Raw genomic sequence first — 18,256 nt, 5'->3', positions numbered from 1 at the left:
ATGTTTAGCAGCTTTTTTCGTCTCCATACATATGTAAAACTTCTTTCGCACGTATACGTAAACCAGCTATCAATTCTTTCGGTTCTAAAACTCTTGCATCTTTTCCAAGTCTATAAAATAAAGGAGTAATAAAGTTAATTTCACCTTTATCAATTGTTGAATGTATATATCCTGTCCCGTCTTCATTTACTACAACGAATTCTTCAAGGTAAGGCACGCTTTTACATTGGCGCACACCTTCTGTCGTTAATAAGACATGTAACTGGGTAGGAATGTTTATGATGTTAGAGCTAGAGTCAAACCATTCTTCTAAATTCATGAACGTACTTTCATTTTCTTCCATCGATAATATGGAGAGAATACGATCGACGCGATACAGTAATATTTTTTTTCTACTAAAGTCGTAGGATGGTAAGTACCATAGCCCGTCATGAGCATATACACCGATAGGATGAACATGTTTTGTTTTTATCCCCGATTTAGATTCGTATTGAAAGTGTAAATTTTTATTTTCAATAGCCGCGGTTAACACTTCGTTTAAAAGTGGTGTATCAATTGTTCTCTTCGGATTCCAAAAGGCGATATAAGAATGTATTTTATCAACTTTCGCTTTCGCATCATGTTGTAGGGAGCTATACAGTTTATGTGTAACGGAATTGATCTCTGTGTTAAAAGGTAAGTCTCGATAGTAACTTAAAGATTGAAAAGCAAAAAAGATGGAGACTGCTTCTTCTTCCGTAAATAAGATAGGTGGAATGATTCTATTCGTTAATACTTTATAGCCTCCGTTACGACCTTGTTCTGCGTAAATGGGTAATCCCATATCACTTAAATCTAAAATGTATCTATGGACAGTACGAACGGAGATATTAAATTCATCAGCTATTTCTTGAGCTGTAAATGTCTTTTTGGCAGAAGCAAATATAAGAATATCTAATAAGCGTTTAGCTTTTGACAAATGTATCACCTTTTTCTTTTTAACATGACATAAAGTGTCATGTTTTATTGTTAGTATATTGTTTACATCATATGTTATCAAGATGAGATATAAGGAGGAAAAAATATGTCACGTGAAATAGTTTTATTTATTGCGGCGAGCTTAGATGGATATATTGCGAAAGAAAATGATGATTTAGAGTGGTTAATGGAAACGGAAGGAGAGGGAGATAACGGTTATACAGAAATGTACGAAACGATTGATACAATAATTATGGGAAAGAAAACATACGATTATGTAGTAGAGCATACGGAAACATTCCCGTACTTAGATAAAGCATGTTATGTTTTTTCTCGTTCAGAAAAAGGTTCAGACGGAAACGTGGAGTTTGTAAATGAAGATGTAGTGGAGTTTACAAAAAGGTTAAAAGCACAAGAAGGATCTAAAATATGGATGGTCGGTGGAGGAGAGCTACTGAGAGAATTCTTTAAGAATAATCTAATTGATGAATATATCGTTACGATTACACCGCATATATTAGGTTCTGGAGTTCCGTTGTTTCAAGACAAGAACCCGGAAATTAATTTAACTTTAACGGATACGAAACGTTTTGGGCAATTTGTAAATTTATATTATGAGGTAAAGTGAATAACCTACCAATGAATAGACCAAATCACATCTGATTTGGTCTATTCTTATTCCTAGTTATATCAATATTTATCTGTCTTTAACATATCAATTAACATAAGGGATAACATATTAATTTCGATAATTCAAAAGGGAAATTGTAATTTTATGTTGAAATGAATATGGAAATTATGAAGAAATGTACTTAGATTACTGAGGTGGTTGTCTTGAATAAAGGGAGTGAGGAATTGGATGAAAAGAAACTATTAAAATTAGTTTTAGAAATTCAAGAGTTACAAGATTTTGGAGAAGATTTTGAACATAAACTGACTGTATTTGAAAAGAGTGTTCCTTATCCACGTGCAAAAGAATTATTTTTTGCTGACTACGGTGCAGAATACATTGTAAAAAGAGCTATTAATCATAAAAATATAAAGTTAGGAGAGTTAAATAGAGAAGAGTTAGTTACCTTGGTTCAAAAACTTATGGATACAGAAGGAGAAGAATGGGAGCTGGCAATTTGGTTGGACATGGTTAAATCGTCTGTTATTGACCCTAAAATAAGTGATTATATTTTCTGGAGTGATGAAGAATTAACTGCCAGAGAAATTATAGATAAAGCATTGGCTTATAAACCATTACAAATATAAAGTGTGTTACTTTAAGTAGAATTAAAGATTCTTTTTAGAATAAAGAGTGTGAAATGAATATGTTTAGAAATTTATTTAAGTTTTGTCTTTAATTTTATTTAAGTTAAAGGAGAATTTAATTCAATAAGAAAATAAAAGACGCCTAGAGTTTTTGAACTCTGGGCGTTTTCATATGCTAATTATGATGTGATTTTGTAAATCAAAACTGAACTTGTTAATTGATGATAGTTGTATTTCTATATAGATGGCAATGAAATGATAAAGCAAGACCCATGATCGACTTCGCTCGTTACAGTAATATTCCCGCCGTGTAGTTCTACAATTTCTTTCACGATAGATAGCCCTAAACCAGTTCCGCCTGTAGCTCGTGATCTTGCTTTATCAACTCGATAAAAACGGTCGAAAATGTGAGGGAGGTCTTCAGGCGGAATACCTTCGCCTTCATCTTCAATTGTAATGGAGATACTTTTATGTTCTTCTGTAACAGAAATGTTTATATGAGAATGTTCTTTTGAATGTCTATAAGCGTTATTTAAAATGTTTATTATAACTTGTTCAAATCGCTGTTCATCTAAGTTTACTAGCAGTGAAGGAGGACAAGAGAAAGAGACTTTAATGTATCTTTCTTTATATATGGTATTTACTTTTTCGGCTATGCGAGTAAGGAAGGTGTGTAAGTGTACTTCCTTTACTTGAATAGAAAAGTTATGTTGTTCCATTTGTGCAAGTGAAAATAAATCTTGAACTAAGTTCGTAATATAATCAGACTCATCTTTTATAATAGATAAATATCGCAAACGTTGCTCAGGAGATGTGGTTTCTTTTAAAGCAATGTCAGCGTAACCTCTTACGTATGTTAACGGTGTTCGTAATTCGTGAGCAACACTTGCTAGAAATTCACTTCGCTCTGTTTTCATATAATGTAAATCATTAGCGAGCGTTTGAATGGATGAGGTTAGTTCACCAATTTCATCATTTCGAGTAGTCGTTAATGAAACAGATAAATCGCCTTTACTCATTTTTTCAGTGGCATGTTTCATGTGTAACAATGGTTTTGTTAACAACCGTGATAATAGAAAGATAGTGATGACTGTTAATAGAAACGTAATGACTCCGGCAATAATGAATTGTCTTGTTAGCCCGTTAACCATTTCCTCAATTGATTCTGTTCCGAGAAACATATATACGTAGCCTTCCGTTTTTTCAGCCACTACAATGGGGCTAACTGTACATATATAATTAGATGTTTTCCAATGATTCTCTATAATTGCTCCGTCATGATCTGTCCGTGTTTGCATTTTTTCAATATGCTTTTTTATAGTAGTATTTATTTCGTTGGATTTAGCCAGTACTTCTTTATTTGCATTTGTAATAACGACAGTGGTTTCGGCTTCGGATTCCATTAGTGCAACATGGGAGATTGTTTGCTTATCAAAATACTTTTCAAGGACATCTCGGTGACTATTTCCGCGCTTTAATAAAGCTGTCATTTCTTCGTTTACTCTATTGTTGACAAGGCTATAATAAAGCAAGACAAATAGAACACTTTCGATTAAAAGTGTAACAATTAAAAAATAAAATCCGAGTTGAATAGATATTCGCTTCATCGTTTTGCTCCTTAATCTACAGTATCAACCCATCGATAGCCGACTCCGTAAACAGTTTTCAAATGGTGATCAATAGGGAAATTTAATTTTCGTAATTTATCACGCAAATTACGAATATGTGAATCGACTGTTCTATCTTCTGTATTTGTATTTAATCCCCAAATTCGTTCAATGAGCTGATCGCGGCTTAACACGTAGTTCACATGACGTAAAAATAACCCGAGTAAGGAAAATTCGATTGGAGTGAGAAGAAGTTCTTCATTATAGACAGAAACGAAATGCTTTGCCTCATCCCATAAAATGCCGTGATATTGGATTTGCGCGTGTTGATTCGTTCGCCTTAAAACAGCTTCAATTCTTGCGAAAAGCTCTTCTTCATGGAAAGGTTTGGTTACATAATCATCCGCTCCAAGTTTTAACCCTTGGATGACATCTACCGTTTGATCACGGGCCGTTACCATAATGATAGGAACGTTACTAAAGGATCGAATTCTTTTGCACGTTTCCCACCCATCCATCTTTGGCATCATAATATCGAGTAAAACAAATTTGAAGTTTCGATTTTCTATATGTGAAATAGCTTCTTCCCCAGATACTGCACATACGCAATTGTATCCGATTGGAGTAAGATAAAGCGTTAATAATTCAAGCATTCTCGGCTCATCATCTACGAGTAGTATATCGACCATAGAGTACCTCCGCATTTGTAGTTATTACTTAAATTGTAAGTCAAAATCATGAAGAAATGGTGCAGATTATCATGCATCTGCATAATTTCTTCAGAATTGCTTGTTATTGTAAAGTTGAAATTCCATTTTAGGTAATCATATTGGCTCGAAAACGATTCAAATGGAGGCGGTATAGTGAAACAGATGACCCGAATTTTTGGGATAACAATAATTGCGGCGGTTGGTCTTGCGGCGTGTGGACAAACGAATACAGATCATAAAAATCATGAATCTACAAAAGAGAAGAAAACAGAGCAAAAGGAAATGAAAATGAATCAGGAGGTAACTGCGCCTAAAGAAATGAACGAAGGTGCATCGAATGATTTATTAACGACAAGCTTAAAAAATGTAACGAGATTAAACACAAACGATCCTCTGCAAATGGCAGTATTAACTTCGCAAACGATATGGCCAGCAACGCATAAAGAGAATCAGCCAGGCGCTATTATTTTAGTACCAGTAAACGAGTGGCAATTAGGTATTGCGAGTGCGGATCTTATTCACCATCCGAATAACGGGCCGATTTTATTTATAGAAAAAGAAAAGGTACCCGAAGTGACGTTAAAAGAAATAAAACGATTAAATCCGCTCGGAACGAAAGATGGAACACAAATTATGGTGATGGGGGATATAGGTGAATCTACCCTTGAGCAATTAAAAGAATATAAAGTAAAGCAAATAAAAGAAACGGATCCAGCTACATTTGCTAAAGAAGTGGATAAAGAATATGCCGATATAACAGGAAGCTACCCGAATAGTGTTATTATCGGTTCGTCTGAAGAAGAAGGACGTTTATATACAACACCAGCTGTAAATTGGATTTCTCACATGCCAGAACCGCTTTTATATACTGAAAAAAATAAAGTGCCAGAAGCGACAATAGAGGCATTAAAGATGAGAAAAGATAAAGCGAATATATATGTATTAGGACCAGAAAAAATTGTTTCAAAAGCAGTAGAAAAAGAGTTAAGTAAATACGGGAAAGTAACGCGTATTAGTGGTGAGACCCCAACAGAAAATTCGGTTGCATTTGCGAGGTTTAAAGATGAAAAGACGAAATTTGGCTGGGGGTTCACAAAACCAGGTCACGGTTTATCATTTGTTTCAAGCAAAACACCAGATTTAGCAGTTGCTGGGGCACCTTTTTCTCATATGGGTAAACACGCACCTGTTGTATTATTAGAAGAAGGTAAAGCTTCACAACCAGTGTATGACTTCCTTGCTAGTATTCAACCGAAGTTTAAAGATGATCCAACGCTTGGACCGTATAACCACGGCTTCTTATTAGGAAGTACGAGTGATATTTCATTTGAAACACAAGGTATATTGGATGAGAGGTTAGAGATTGTGCAAGAAAGTGGTCAAGGTCACGGTGGACATTAATAAAATGAGAGAAGACGCTATGAAGGTAGCGTCTTTTCTTTAGGAAACTTTTACATAGCAAAAATATCTCTACTCGTTATATAATATCCTTCGTGCAGTCGGCTTAGATTTTCTTATGGAGAAAATCAAATGATAAAGTGAAACTTTAATCAGTGGGGGGGGTTCATCCCCCACTGATTATTAGTTGAACCAATCGGGCTTTTATGGGCAGTTGATCCCCACCCAACTTCTTTGCTTCCGCTGAATTTTGAGGTGGGGGTCTTACTGCCCGTTAATACGGGATAAAAGAGTAGAGGAGTGGTATTTTGTTTCAAACGATAAAAAATGACTGGTTCTCCAACGTGAAAGGGGATGTGCTATCAGGAATTGTCGTTGCTTTAGCGTTAATTCCTGAAGCGATTGCTTTCTCAGTTATTGCAGGCGTGGATCCGACCGTTGGGTTATACGCAGCCTTTTGTATTGCAGTTACCATTTCATTTGTTGGCGGAAGAACTGGGATGATTTCAGCTGCAACAGGTGCAATGGCATTATTAATGGTGACGCTTGTTAAAGATCATGGTTTGCAGTATTTATTTGCTACAACGATATTAACCGGTATTGTCCAAATTATTTTTGGCGTGTTCAAACTGAGCTCATTTATGAAGTTTATTCCTAAATCTGTTATGAGTGGTTTTTTAAATTCACTTGGAATTTTAGTTTTTACAGCGCAATTGCCACATTTTAAAAATGCAGCTTGGCAAATGTATGCATTTGTCGCATTAGGACTTGTAATTATATATGTATTTCCACGTATTACGACGGCTGTACCGTCTACACTTATTTCCATTATTATTGTGACAAGTATTGCACTTATGAGCGGATTACAGTTAAAAACAGTCGGGGATATGGGAAGTTTACCGAAAGAATTACCGTTCTTTAGCATTCCTACTGTACCGTTTACACTTGAGACATTAGGGATTATTTTACCGTACGCAGTTATGCTTGCAATTATCGGTTTACTAGAGTCATTATTAACAGCTTCAGTTTTAGATGATATGACGCATACGGAAAGTAATAAACATAAAGAAGCACGTGGACAAGGTATTGCAAACATTGTCGCTGGTTTCTTCGGAGGAATGGCAGGATGTGCAATGATTGGACAATCTGTTATTAATATTAAATCAGGTGGACGAGGTCGTTTATCGACATTTGTAGCAGGCGGGTTTTTAATCGTATTACTATTCGTTTTAGGTGATTATGTTGTTCATATTCCGATGGCAGCTTTAGTTGCAGTTATGATCATGGTTTCAATTGGAACATTTGATTGGAACTCTGTAACAACGATTCATAAAGTACCGAAAGGAAACGCATTTGTTATGATCGTAACAGTTGTGATTGTCCTAATTACACATAATTTAGCATTAGGTGTAATTATCGGAACAGTAATTAGTGCGGTTTTATTTGCATTCAATATGGCAAAGATTCACGTGAAACATTTATATATTGAAAATAAGAAAATATACGAAATTCATGGTCAACTTTTCTTTGCATCTACAGCAGACTTTATAAATAATTTTGCATTTGAGGAAGATATAAAAGAAATTGAGTTGAATTTTACTCACGCACACGTATGGGATGATTCAGCGGTAGCAGCAATTGATAAAGTTATCATGAAGTATGAACAAAGTGGCGTGAAAGTAAGTATAACGGGATTAAATGAACGAAGCTCGAAGATTATTTCAAACTTAGCTATTTATAATAAAAGAATTGCTAGTTAGAAGCCTCCTTTTTAGGGGGCTTTATTATATAATACGGGTAGGATAACGAAAAGGGGATTCAGCATATGTACAAACAAATTATATTAGCATGTGACGGTTCTGAACATGCACTTCGAGCAGCGGAACATGCAACATATATTGCGAAATGTAGCGAAGAAACAAATGTTGAAGTTGTGTACGTAGTAGATAATAGAACGGCAAAATCAGATATTATACAAGGTCAAACAGATTTAGAAACAATATCGGCTAGTCGAAAAGATAAATTAAAAGAGATTGAAAGTTTATTAAAGAAAGAGAACATTTCCTACAAAATTACGATATTACATGGCGATCCTGGAGATACGCTCGTTCAATATGTGAATACAGGGGATATAGATCTTGTTATCGCTGGAAGTAGAGGATTAAATACACTGCAAGAGATGGTGCTTGGTAGTGTCAGTCATAAAATAGCAAAGCGTGTAAAATGCCCGGTGATGATTATAAAGTAAATTGAATGAGATCTTTTGTAGTGTAAGCAAGACCTTGATATAATTCGAGGTCTTTTTTTGCGTATAAAGAGGGAGAGTGCGGACATACTAGATATATAAGTTTAAAGGGAAATCGTTAACTTACAAATTTGTAAGTTTGTTGTCAGAAAAATCGATGTTATGAAATTTTTCCCATTGGTAAAATAAGAGTATCAAAGGGGAGATAGGGAGGATGGAAGCAATGAAATCATTTCAAAATTTATCATATAGTCAAGGGGTAAGCTTAATTTGTTTAGGGGGATTTGCGGCATCTGTTACGTTAGCTGTTGTAATAAAGATGATTCATCAAATCTTTTAATCTTAGAGTAGGGAAGGAATTGGTTGTTATAAATAGCAAGAGAAGGGTTATAAATAAAAAATAGCTCCTAGCATGTACCTCAGTGCTAGGAGCTATTTTCTTATTTCTCTGTTTCTGCTTTATCGCTTGTTACGCTAACGTTACCCCATTTGTATTGATCCTCTGGTGTATATTTATAATCTTTTACGCGATTATTTACACCTTTTAAGTCAAATTTATAATGAAGTGGAATTAATGGTACTTCATCGTGAACTAATTTTTGCCATTTATCGTATACATCTTTACGGTACTTTTCATCGGCTGCTTTTGGAGAAATACCTTCTTTTAATAATTCTGTGTTTTTGTCGCTAGACCAACGTGTGTAATTGAACGCTGCATTTTTAGCCCAAATACCAGAAGGATCTGGATCAGATGCAGTTCCCCAAGCTGCAGAGAAAATATCAACTTTTGGATCATCTTTTTTAATCATATCGTAGAATGAGTTGAATTCATGCAAGCGACCATCAAGAAGCTCTACTTTTAGGCCGATGTCTTTCCAAGATTGAATAAAGAATTTTGCAAGTGGTTCACTTACATCGCTACCACTCATTGATAAGAAATTAGCTTTAAATTCTTTACCATTCGGGTCTTCACGGAATCCATCTCCGTTCGTATCTTTATAGCCAGCTTCATCTAATAATTTTTTAGCTTTCTCTACATCTTTATCATAGGCACCAATTTTATTGTTATGATATTTTGGTAGAGATGGTGGAATTGGTGAGTTAGCCGGATAACGTAGGCCATGATATAATTTTTCACCAATTTCTTTTCGATCAATAGCATAAGCCATTGCTTGACGTACACGAACATCTTTAAATTTTTCCTTATCCATCACTACTTCTTCTTTTTCTTTATCCATATGGCCTAACTTAAAGCCGATATAGCTATAGTATAAATCGGTTTTACCGACTAATTGTGCATTTTTTAATTTACTTACATTTGGATACTGATCTGCACTTACTTCAGCAATGTCAATATCACCATTTTTTAAGGACGCGTTAACAACGGAAGGGTTAACAACTTTTAAAACCATGCTTTTCAGCTTTGGTTTTCCGCCATAATAGTCATCAAAACGTTCAAATTCAACGGATTCTCCAGGAGTAATTTTCTTCACTTTAAAAGGTCCGAAACCAATTGGGTTTTTACGGATTTTATCAGACTCTGCTAATTTATCGATTGGTACATCTCCTAAATATTTCTTATGAAGAGGATATGCCCAAAGTCCAGTTTTCACTGAAGGATTCGGTTCTTTAAACGTAATCGAAATTGTTTTTGGATCCGTTACCTTGATACCTGAAATTTTTTCGGCTTTTCCATTGTGGTAATCTTCCATACCTTCAATCATTTGCATTTGAGTGTCATAGCGAGAACCAGCATATTGTTTGCTACCAATTACTAGATAAGAGTATTCTAAATCCTCAGCAGTAACAGGGTTTCCATCATGCCATTTTACATTATCTTTGATTTTTAGTGTAATTGTCTTTTTATCTTTAGAAATTTCATATGTAGCAGCACCATCATTCGTGTATTCCCAGTTTTCGTCATTTGATAATAAAGATTCATCGAAAATTGTAATGACCTGGTTATCAGGATCTCCTTCATATACAGCGAAGTTCAAAAGTCCTTCAAATGGTGTGTTAGAAACAAGACCATATGTTAATGAACCATCTTTAACTTCCTTTTTATCATTTTTAACAGATGCACTAAATTTATTTGTATCTACTTTTTTTGTGCTGCTCGTTTTTTCACTACCACCACTGCCCCCACATGCTGAAAGTAGTAATGTTGAAACTGCAAGTGTACTTAATACTTTGAAAAACTTTGGCTTATTTGTCATTTCTTCCACCCCTTATCCTTTTCTTTGTCTTGCGTCGGCCGAACGGCGTAGCGCTTGACCAATAAAATTTATACACAGCATCAATGTTAAAATCATGATTGATGCGGGTAACCAAATCCACCATTTTTCTTGTAATACATCTGGATTTCTAGCATAACTAACAAGTGTACCAAGGCTTGGTGTACTTTCTGGTAGACCAAACCCTAAGAAGGTTAGACCAGATTCAATACCGATGTTTCCAGCAAGGTTTAATGTAACACTAACAATGATAATCGAACTTAAGTTAGGTAGTACTTGGAAAAGAATGATCTTCCAGTTTGGTGTACCTAAAGTTTTTGATGCAGAGACATAATCGAGTTCTTTTTCAGTTAATACTTTTGAGCGAATTAATCTTGCCTTTCCTGTCCATAAGAACACGCTCATAATTAAAATGAAAGTGAAGATATTGAATGTAGGAACAAGTGTAATAAATACAATTACAAGCATTAAAAATGGTAAAACCATTACAAAATCGATAATGCGCATAATGATATTATCAATTGCTCCTCCAAAATAACCGGCAATTAATCCAATGGAAAGGCCAATTAAACAAGAAAGAATAGTAATCGCTAATCCAATTGTAAATGAGTTACGCGTACCAATAATAAGTTGGCCGAAAATATCGCGTCCTCCATAATCTGTTCCTAACCAATGTTCAGCAGAGGGAGGAGCATAAATAGCGAATAAATCAACTCGTACAATATCTTCTTGTTTCATAATAAAAGATGTTGCGTAGACTGCTAGTAATAAGATTGCTAGGAAAACAAGTGAAAACATTGCTAATTTATCTTTACGAAGTTCTCGCCACATAATAGAGAAACCAGAAGGGCTTTTTTCGAATTTAATAACTTCAGTTTGTTTTTCAGGGTTTGCTAACATAACGTCATCTCCTTTCTTTAATCAATACGAATACGTGGATCGACGATGCTTAGAATAATATCTGAAAGGAGAGTTCCAAGTAACGTTGCAAATCCAGTAAACATAACGAGTGCAGTTATTACACTAAAATCACGTTGAGAGATAGATTGTATAAATAGTTGTCCAATTCCCGGATAGCTAAAAATGCTTTCTAAGAAGATAGCACCGCCAACTAATCCTGTAATTTCATAACCTAAGAACGCTGCAATTGGTAAGAATGAATTTCGTAAAATATGTCTAGAATAGATTTTGGATTCTGGAACACCCTTTGCTCTTACTGTACGCACAAAATCTTTATGTTTCGTATCAATAATTTCGCTTCGTAAATATTGAACCGTACCAACTGTCGCAATTAATGCACCAGATAAAGCTGGTAATAGCATGTGATTCAATTTGCTTAAATAGTAAGCAAATGTACCTGTTGCAACTTGAGGATCAACGCTACCGCCGGTTGGGAATATTGCAAACTTAAATCCGAATAGGAAGAGCATAATTAATGCAAATATAAATAGTGGTGTAGCAAAACCTAGATAGTTGTAAAGGGTAATGAGTCGATCAGCCCATGTATCATTCCACCGCCCACTTATAACTCCTAGTGGTATGGCAATTAAATAAGTAAGAATAAGAATAACAAGTGCTAAAGATACTGTATTTCCAAGTCGTTCTCCAATTAAATCGGTTACTTTCATTTTATGTGCATAGGAAATACCAAAGTCACCTTGGGCTGCATTTTTAATCCAGCGAACATATTGTGTTGCAACTGGGTCATTTAATCCAAGCTTTTCACGTTGTTCTTCAATCACTTTTGGATCCGCTTTTGGATTCATTGCTCTGCCGGTTAAGGCATCGCCTGGCATTGCCTTAGCTAATAGAAAGACAAGTACACTTAACACGAATAATTGCGGGATCATCACTAAAAATCTCCGTAATATAAACTTCCACATGTTTTATCACTCCCTTATGGTAATGCCACCCGGTGCGTTGGCGAGATTGCTTTTAAGTCATAAGCACGACCGTTTTCATTGAAATAATTTTCGTATGATTTCTCGTATTCAGAGCTTACTTGTTGACGGAGCTTACGCTGTCTCTCTCTGTTTTCAGGACGAATATCAGGAATTGCTGATATTAGGCGCTTTGTATAAATATGTTGCGGATTACTATAAATTTCTGCACTAGTTGCTTCTTCGACAATGCGTCCGCGATACATAACACCGATACGATCACACATATGACGAATTACACCTAAATCATGACTAATGAATAAGTATGTTAGTCCGAGCTCAGCTTGTAAATCTTGCAAGAAGTTTAATACTTGTGCTTGTACAGAGACGTCAAGCGCAGATACTGGCTCATCAGCAATAATAAGCTTCGGTTTTAATGTAAGAGCGCGTGCAATACCAATCCGCTGCCTTTGCCCGCCGGAAAATTCATGTGGATATTTATAAATTGACTCTGGATTTAGACCAACTTTATCAAGATATTCTTGAACCGCTCTACGTTCTTCATCAGGTGAGAGCTTCTCAAAATTTCGAAGAGGCTCAGCAATAATGTCGAGAACACGTTTCTTCGGATTTAATGATGAATAAGGATCTTGGAAAATCATTTGAATATCTTTTCGTTGTTCACGTAGCTCAGAGCGACTTAATTTTGTTAAATCTCTATTATTAAAATGAATGCTACCCTCTGTTGCTTTCGTTAAATGCATAATTGCTTTACCCGTTGTTGATTTGCCACTTCCTGATTCACCAACGATCCCGTATGTTTCACCCGGCTGTAATTCAAAACTTACACCATCGACAGCACGCACGTAATCTAATGTGCGGCCGAAGAAACCACCTTTAATTGGAAAATGTACTTTTAAATCTTCTACTTTAAGCAGTGCCATGAGCTACGTCATCTCCTTTCTTATCTTGGAAGTTGAAATGCTTGTAGCAAGTACAACGTACCCAATGGTCTGGTTTTACTTCATGTAAAATTGGATTTTCCTCGTGTTGATCAGGTCTAATCCATGGAATTCGAGCTTGGAAGCGACAACCTGTGCGAGGAAGCTTCGCTAACGAAGGAACGACCCCTTGAATTACATGCAATTTTTCTTTTTCACCATACGCAGATGGAATGGAGTTTAATAGAGAACGAGTATATGGGTGAAGAGGGTTGTTAAAAATCTCTTCAACTTTTCCTGTCTCTACAACTTGTCCGGCGTACATAACGACGATACGATCGGCTGTTTCTGCGACAACACTTAAATCATGAGTAATTAAAATGATGCCCATTTTCGTTTGTTCTTGAATAGATTTTAGTAAGTCTAAAATTTGTGCTTGGATGGTTACGTCAAGAGCCGTTGTTGGCTCATCCGCAATAATGAGTGCTGGGTTACAAGCAATTGCAATTGCGATAACAATTCTTTGTCTCATTCCGCCAGATAATTCGTGTGGGTATTGTTTATATGTAAGTTCTGGTTTTGGAATACCAACTTGATGAAGTAGTTCTAAGGTGCGTTCTTTTTTTTCAACTTTTGAAAGGCTTGTGTGGTAGTCTAAGTTTTCTTCGATTTGCTTTCCAACTGTCATAAGAGGATCGAGTGCTGTAAGAGGTTCTTGGAAAATCATACCGATGTTTGATCCGCGTACTTTATTCATTTCTGCGGCTGACATAGTTAGTAGATCCTTATCTCTATAGTTAAGCTGCCCTTGTAATTTTGTATTTGCTTCATTATGCAGTCGCATAATAGAAAGGGCAAGTGCACTTTTTCCGCAACCTGATTCACCAACTATCGCGACAATTTCATTTTCATGGACAGTTAACGAAACATCATCAACTGCGGCATGATAGTGATCTTGTATGCGAAAGGAAGTCTGTAAGTTTTCAATGCGAAGAAGTGGATTCTTCATGGCTATCCCTCCATCTTTTCTGAAAAGACTAAATATTTTGTATGTTGTTGTTATTTTAATATAAATTGACAATGTTTGACAAGCATAAGTTGAGAAAATATTCAAAAATCTTTTTATACAGAGATTGAATGCTGTTATATAAGGGATTGAAGTTAGTTGAAAACGCTAACATATATGTGAGAGGGAAATAAATCTTTTGTAAGAAAAAAGTATTATATGTAGAAAAAAGAGAGGTGTTCTGGAAAGAACAGTCTCTCTTTTTTTGATAAGAATAATATTAGTACTTAAGCTTGTTTTTGTTTTGCAGATCCTGTCTTTAAAGTAAGAGCAAGGAAGAACATTGCAAGTACACAAGATACAAGTAATAAGATGAATCCGCCATCCCATCCGAATGCATCAACGATAAAGCCCATAGCTGCGCTAGCAAAAGTAGCTCCACCTAGGTAACCGAAGAACCCAGTTAAACCAGCTGCAGTTCCAGCAGCTTTTTTTGGTGCTAAGTCTAGTGCGTGTAGGCCGATTAACATAACAGGTCCGTAAATTAAAAATCCAATCGCGACAAGTGCGATACTATCAACCATTGGATTACCAGGAGGATTTAGCCAGTAAACAAGAACGGCGATAAATACACCAACCATAAATAAAATACCAGCAGGTGCGCGGCGCCCTTTAAATAGTTTATCACTCATCCATCCGCAAAGAAGTGTACCTGGAATACCAGCCCATTCATATAGAGCGTAAGCTGTACGAGAGCTACTATGAGTGAAACTTTTTTCCTCTACTAAATAAGTAGGAGCCCAGTCTACAACGCCGTAACGTACGAAATAAACGAAAACGTTCGCGATAGCGATGTACCATAAAAATTTATTGTTTAGTACGTATTTAAATAAAATTTCTTTTACTGAAAGTTCGCGTTCTCGATCTTTTACTTTTTCATCTGATGGATATTCTCCAGTATGTTCTTCGATAGAAGGTAATCCACAAGATTGAGGTGTATCTCTCATCGTAATTAATACATAAATACCAACTAAAATTGAAAGAATACCTGGGAAGTAAAAAATACTCTTCCAGTCATTTGCGAAGAAGTATAAGCCTAATGTCACAAGAGAAGGCATAAGCGCGCCACCGACATTATGAGCAACGTTCCAAATAGACATTTTTGTACCACGTTCACTAATAGAGAACCAGTGAACCATCGTACGACCACAAGGAGGCCATCCCATACCTTGTACCCATCCATTTAAAAACTGAAGGACAAACATAAGTATAATGCTCGTTGTAATGAAAGAAAATGAGCCGAAAATAATATTAATGATACCTGATAAAAATAGCCCAGCTGCTAAAAAGTAGCGAGGATTACAACGGTCGGATACGATACCCATAAGAAATTTACTTAATCCGTAAGCGATAGATACTGCTGAAAGGATAACCCCAAGTTCCCCTTTACTAAAGCCTTGTTCGATTAAGTATGGCATCGCTAGTGAAAAGTTTTTTCGAACAAAGTAGTAACCTGCGTAGCCGATGAAGATACCTAAGAATACTTGTAAACGTAATTTACGGTATTCGCTATCAACGCGATCAGCTGGTAAGCGTTCCGCGTGGGGCGCAGGCTTAAATAATTGTGTGAAAAACATAAAATGAAAATCCTCCCCTAATGAATTCGAAATGTTGTAAGTCAGAGAGAATATAAAAAGGCCATGAAATATAAAAAAGTTTCCTTTTTTATGATTCATAGCCGTATACTCCGATTCTCCGTGACTGTCAATATTAACTTCGTCGAAAATTATACAACTTTGTGACAGAAATGTAAACGTTTTTATAAATAAAAAGTGTTGACGGATTTTGTTTGTGGGATTAATATTTAAATACGTTAAATATTTTATCGCTTAAATAAGAGGTGGATAACATGCCAAATGATATGACGCATATCGATAAAATTCAAGCTCTTGCCTTTTCGATTGGAAAGAAAATGCAGACGGAGTTATTAGAACAAATGCAAGCAACAGGACTTACACCACCGCAGTTTTATATTTTAAAGATTTTAGATCATTACGGTGCTTCAAGAGCGACAAAATTAGCAAAAAAGATGTATGTAAAGCCTAGTGCAATTACAGTGATGATTGATCGCCTAATTGACCAAGAGCTTGTAGAACGCTATCACGACAAAGATGACCGTCGTGTTGTCATCATTGAGTTAACAAAAAAGGGGAAAGCTAGAGTAGAAGAGGCAATGACCGCTCGTAATGAGCATATTGCAAAATATTTCTCACATTTAGAATTACAAGAAAGAGAAGATTTGTTACGCCTCTTTGAGAAATTAGAAACAATTATTTGCGGGACACAAGAGAAAAAAGAGAATAACTAAGAGGAATTGAGGAGATTACATGGAGCAACAAGAAAACATAAATAGAAAGTTGCTGTTAATTGGTTTAATAATCGCGATGCTATTTGCTGCATTAGATGGAACCATTGTTGGTACAGCAATGCCGCGTATCGTCGGTGAACTAGGCGGATTAAGTTTAATGACGTGGTTAACAACAGCTTATATGTTAACATCAACGACAGTTGTACCAATTGCAGGTAAATTAGCGGATTTACTTGGCCGTCGTAACGTATATATTACAGGACTAGTTATCTTTATGGTTGGTTCGGCGTTATGTGGTATGGCAAATGGTATGACAGAATTAATTATTTTCCGTGGTATTCAAGGTCTTGGTGGCGGTATTATGATGCCAATGGCTATGATTATTATCGGAGATATGTTTACGGGAAAAGAACGTGCGAAATGGCAAGGTATTTTTGGTGCGTTATACGGTCTTGCTTCTGTAATTGGACCACAAGTGGGTGGCTGGATTGTAGACGCAGTGAACTGGAGATGGGTATTCTACATTAACTTACCAGTTGGTATTTTAGCAACAATCTTTATTGCAATGGGATTAAAGTCACATAAACAAACAGGACCGATCAAAATTGATATTGCTGGAATCTTTACGATGATTCTCGGTGTTGTAAGTTTATTACTTGCATTAACGTTTGGCGGAAAAGATTATCCATGGGATTCTTGGCAAATTATCGGTTTATTTGCATTAGCTCTAATTGGTATTATTAGCTTTGTTATCGTTGAAACGAAAGCAGAAGAACCGATTTTACCGATGCATTTCTTTAAAAATCGCACGTTTACAATACTGAATGCGATTGGTTTCTTTATGAGTATCGGAATGTTCGGTGCGATTATGTTCGTACCATTCTTCATGCAAGGAATTGTAGGAGTAAGTGCTGCTGAATCAGGAACAATCATGACACCGATGATGATTACAATGATAGTGATGAGTATTATCGGTGGTCAACTTGTATTAAAAGTTGGTGTGAAACCACAAATTATTACAGGGATGCTTATTATGGCTGGTGGTTTCTGGTTATTAACAACGATGGATATGCACACGACTAAACTTACTGCTACTTTCTATATGAGTATTATCGGTTTAGGAATGGGTCTTGTTATGCCGACATTAACATTAGCGTTACAAGAAAGTTTCCCGAAAAAAGATCTTGGAGTCGTAACATCATCAAGTCAGTTCTTCCGTCAAATCGGTGGAACATTTGGTATTACAATTTTAGGGTCAATCATGAATAACACTTCAGGTACAACATTAACAAATAAATTAGTACCTGTATTAGATACGTTCCCGAAAGAAGCGGGTCAAATGGTAACGAAATTTAAAGATATGATTCACACAGATCCACAAGGTTTATATTCGATGCTATTTAGTCCAGAAGCATTAAAACAAATGCCAGAAGCATTCGCTAACAGCATTGTACCAATCTTGAAAAACTCTTTAATAGACTCACTTCATACTGTATTCTTAACAGGATTAGTATTTATCGTAGTAGGCGCTATCTTTACGATTTTCTTACAGAAGATTAAACTGTCAGATCGTAAAAAAGATGCTGAAGAGCCAGCTACAGAGGAAAAAGAACAAACTGTATCATATTCGTAATGAAAAAGCATCGCCTTATG

17 protein-coding genes are annotated in these 18,256 nt (G+C 35.9%); 8 read left to right on the top strand and 9 right to left on the bottom strand.

The features are described from left to right. Positions 1-4 precede the first annotated feature (4 nt). Positions 5-1,015: a YafY family protein gene (locus tag QEP67_RS24665; RefSeq protein ID WP_141669025.1), complete on the bottom strand. Its 1,011-nt coding sequence runs from the start codon at positions 1,013-1,015 to the stop codon at positions 5-7. Positions 1,016-1,063: 48 nt separating this feature from the next. Here QEP67_RS24665 and QEP67_RS24660 point away from each other — a divergent pair, with 48 nt between their 5' ends. Then, complete coding sequence (locus QEP67_RS24660; protein ID WP_048567099.1) at positions 1,064-1,585, top strand: dihydrofolate reductase family protein; 522 nt, start codon at positions 1,064-1,066, stop codon at positions 1,583-1,585. A 206-nt stretch (positions 1,586-1,791) separates the two neighbouring features. Next, complete coding sequence (locus tag QEP67_RS24655) at positions 1,792-2,214, top strand: hypothetical protein (RefSeq protein WP_001032608.1); 423 nt, start codon at positions 1,792-1,794, stop codon at positions 2,212-2,214. A gap of 236 nt (positions 2,215-2,450) precedes the next feature. On the opposite strand, the gene QEP67_RS24650 is transcribed toward QEP67_RS24655, so the two are convergent. Together QEP67_RS24650 and QEP67_RS24645 are read right to left on the bottom strand one after the other, a co-directional pair. Then, positions 2,451-3,821: a HAMP domain-containing sensor histidine kinase gene (locus QEP67_RS24650; RefSeq protein WP_000822571.1), complete on the bottom strand. Its 1,371-nt coding sequence runs from the start codon at positions 3,819-3,821 to the stop codon at positions 2,451-2,453. Between the two features lie 11 nt (positions 3,822-3,832). After that, positions 3,833-4,510 (bottom strand): response regulator transcription factor, encoded by a 678-nt coding sequence (locus tag QEP67_RS24645; RefSeq protein ID WP_000227656.1) that lies wholly within the window; start codon positions 4,508-4,510, stop codon positions 3,833-3,835. Between the two features lie 174 nt (positions 4,511-4,684). Here QEP67_RS24645 and QEP67_RS24640 point away from each other — a divergent pair, with 174 nt between their 5' ends. The 4 genes from QEP67_RS24640 to QEP67_RS24625 all read left to right on the top strand — a co-directional run bounded on the left by QEP67_RS24640 (position 4,685) and on the right by QEP67_RS24625 (position 8,514). Then, a complete protein-coding gene (locus tag QEP67_RS24640; RefSeq protein ID WP_000812210.1) occupies positions 4,685-5,932 on the top strand; it encodes a hypothetical protein in 1,248 nt (415 codons plus the stop codon). Between the two features lie 305 nt (positions 5,933-6,237). Then, complete coding sequence (locus QEP67_RS24635) at positions 6,238-7,689, top strand: SulP family inorganic anion transporter (RefSeq protein WP_151035275.1); 1,452 nt, start codon at positions 6,238-6,240, stop codon at positions 7,687-7,689. A 65-nt stretch (positions 7,690-7,754) separates the two neighbouring features. Continuing rightward, positions 7,755-8,177, top strand: coding sequence for a universal stress protein (locus tag QEP67_RS24630; protein WP_048567094.1), 423 nt, complete (start codon positions 7,755-7,757; stop codon positions 8,175-8,177). 211 nt (positions 8,178-8,388) lie between these two features. Then, positions 8,389-8,514: a DUF4027 family protein gene (locus QEP67_RS24625; protein ID WP_082181333.1), complete on the top strand. Its 126-nt coding sequence runs from the start codon at positions 8,389-8,391 to the stop codon at positions 8,512-8,514. Between the two features lie 100 nt (positions 8,515-8,614). Here the strand turns inward: QEP67_RS24625 and opp4A are convergent, their stop codons facing one another. From opp4A to glpT, 6 genes are all read right to left on the bottom strand, one after another. Then, positions 8,615-10,390 carry an oligopeptide ABC transporter substrate-binding protein gene (gene opp4A / locus QEP67_RS24620; RefSeq protein WP_000182629.1) on the bottom strand — a complete coding sequence of 592 codons (1,776 nt, stop codon included), beginning with the start codon at positions 10,388-10,390 and terminating at the stop codon, positions 8,615-8,617. A 12-nt stretch (positions 10,391-10,402) separates the two neighbouring features. Then, positions 10,403-11,308, bottom strand: a complete 906-nt coding sequence (locus QEP67_RS24615) for an ABC transporter permease (protein WP_064459679.1) — start codon at positions 11,306-11,308, stop codon at positions 10,403-10,405. A 17-nt stretch (positions 11,309-11,325) separates the two neighbouring features. Further along, positions 11,326-12,291 carry an oligopeptide ABC transporter permease gene (gene opp4B / locus QEP67_RS24610; protein WP_000265438.1) on the bottom strand — a complete coding sequence of 322 codons (966 nt, stop codon included), beginning with the start codon at positions 12,289-12,291 and terminating at the stop codon, positions 11,326-11,328. Between the two features lie 14 nt (positions 12,292-12,305). Then, entirely contained in the window at positions 12,306-13,232 is a 927-nt protein-coding gene (locus QEP67_RS24605; protein WP_001196372.1) for an ATP-binding cassette domain-containing protein, read from the bottom strand. Beyond that, positions 13,219-14,238, bottom strand: coding sequence for an ABC transporter ATP-binding protein (locus QEP67_RS24600; RefSeq protein ID WP_000795363.1), 1,020 nt, complete (start codon positions 14,236-14,238; stop codon positions 13,219-13,221). Before QEP67_RS24600 ends, QEP67_RS24605 begins: the two co-directional genes overlap by 14 nt. Before the next feature lie 284 nt (positions 14,239-14,522). After that, complete coding sequence (glpT, locus tag QEP67_RS24595; RefSeq protein WP_000466390.1) at positions 14,523-15,872, bottom strand: glycerol-3-phosphate transporter; 1,350 nt, start codon at positions 15,870-15,872, stop codon at positions 14,523-14,525. A 272-nt stretch (positions 15,873-16,144) separates the two neighbouring features. On the opposite strand from glpT, the gene QEP67_RS24590 reads away from it, so the two are divergent. Both QEP67_RS24590 and QEP67_RS24585 read left to right on the top strand, forming a co-directional pair. Next, entirely contained in the window at positions 16,145-16,603 is a 459-nt protein-coding gene (locus QEP67_RS24590; RefSeq protein ID WP_001132358.1) for a MarR family transcriptional regulator, read from the top strand. A 19-nt stretch (positions 16,604-16,622) separates the two neighbouring features. Continuing rightward, positions 16,623-18,236, top strand: a complete 1,614-nt coding sequence (locus QEP67_RS24585) for an MDR family MFS transporter (RefSeq protein ID WP_000437638.1) — start codon at positions 16,623-16,625, stop codon at positions 18,234-18,236. The last annotated feature ends 20 nt before the right edge of the window (positions 18,237-18,256 follow it).

It is taken from the genome of Bacillus cereus group sp. MS39 (assembly GCF_040448665.1).
GTDB lineage: Bacteria > Bacillota > Bacilli > Bacillales > Bacillaceae_G > Bacillus_A > Bacillus_A wiedmannii.
The sequence above is the reverse complement of the archived record's forward strand: the minus strand, read 5'-3'. Positions and strand labels throughout refer to the sequence as shown.

Bases quoted from the DNA above. Each gene is read 5' to 3' on its own strand.
- QEP67_RS24585 (WP_000437638.1), top strand. From the start codon at position 16,623: ATGGAGCAACAAGAAAACATAAATAGAAAGTTGCTGTTAATTGGTTTA.
- QEP67_RS24625 (WP_082181333.1), top strand. From the start codon at position 8,389: ATGGAAGCAATGAAATCATTTCAAAATTTATCATATAGTCAAGGGGTA.
- QEP67_RS24650 (WP_000822571.1), bottom strand. From the start codon at position 3,821: ATGAAGCGAATATCTATTCAACTCGGATTTTATTTTTTAATTGTTACA.
- QEP67_RS24645 (WP_000227656.1), bottom strand. From the start codon at position 4,510: ATGGTCGATATACTACTCGTAGATGATGAGCCGAGAATGCTTGAATTA.
- QEP67_RS24605 (WP_001196372.1), bottom strand. From the start codon at position 13,232: ATGGCACTGCTTAAAGTAGAAGATTTAAAAGTACATTTTCCAATTAAA.
- QEP67_RS24630 (WP_048567094.1), top strand. From the start codon at position 7,755: ATGTACAAACAAATTATATTAGCATGTGACGGTTCTGAACATGCACTT.
- QEP67_RS24590 (WP_001132358.1), top strand. From the start codon at position 16,145: ATGCCAAATGATATGACGCATATCGATAAAATTCAAGCTCTTGCCTTT.
- QEP67_RS24615 (WP_064459679.1), bottom strand. From the start codon at position 11,308: ATGTTAGCAAACCCTGAAAAACAAACTGAAGTTATTAAATTCGAAAAA.
- QEP67_RS24600 (WP_000795363.1), bottom strand. From the start codon at position 14,238: ATGAAGAATCCACTTCTTCGCATTGAAAACTTACAGACTTCCTTTCGC.
- opp4B (WP_000265438.1), bottom strand. From the start codon at position 12,291: ATGTGGAAGTTTATATTACGGAGATTTTTAGTGATGATCCCGCAATTA.
- glpT (WP_000466390.1), bottom strand. From the start codon at position 15,872: ATGTTTTTCACACAATTATTTAAGCCTGCGCCCCACGCGGAACGCTTA.
- QEP67_RS24660 (WP_048567099.1), top strand. From the start codon at position 1,064: ATGTCACGTGAAATAGTTTTATTTATTGCGGCGAGCTTAGATGGATAT.
- opp4A (WP_000182629.1), bottom strand. From the start codon at position 10,390: ATGACAAATAAGCCAAAGTTTTTCAAAGTATTAAGTACACTTGCAGTT.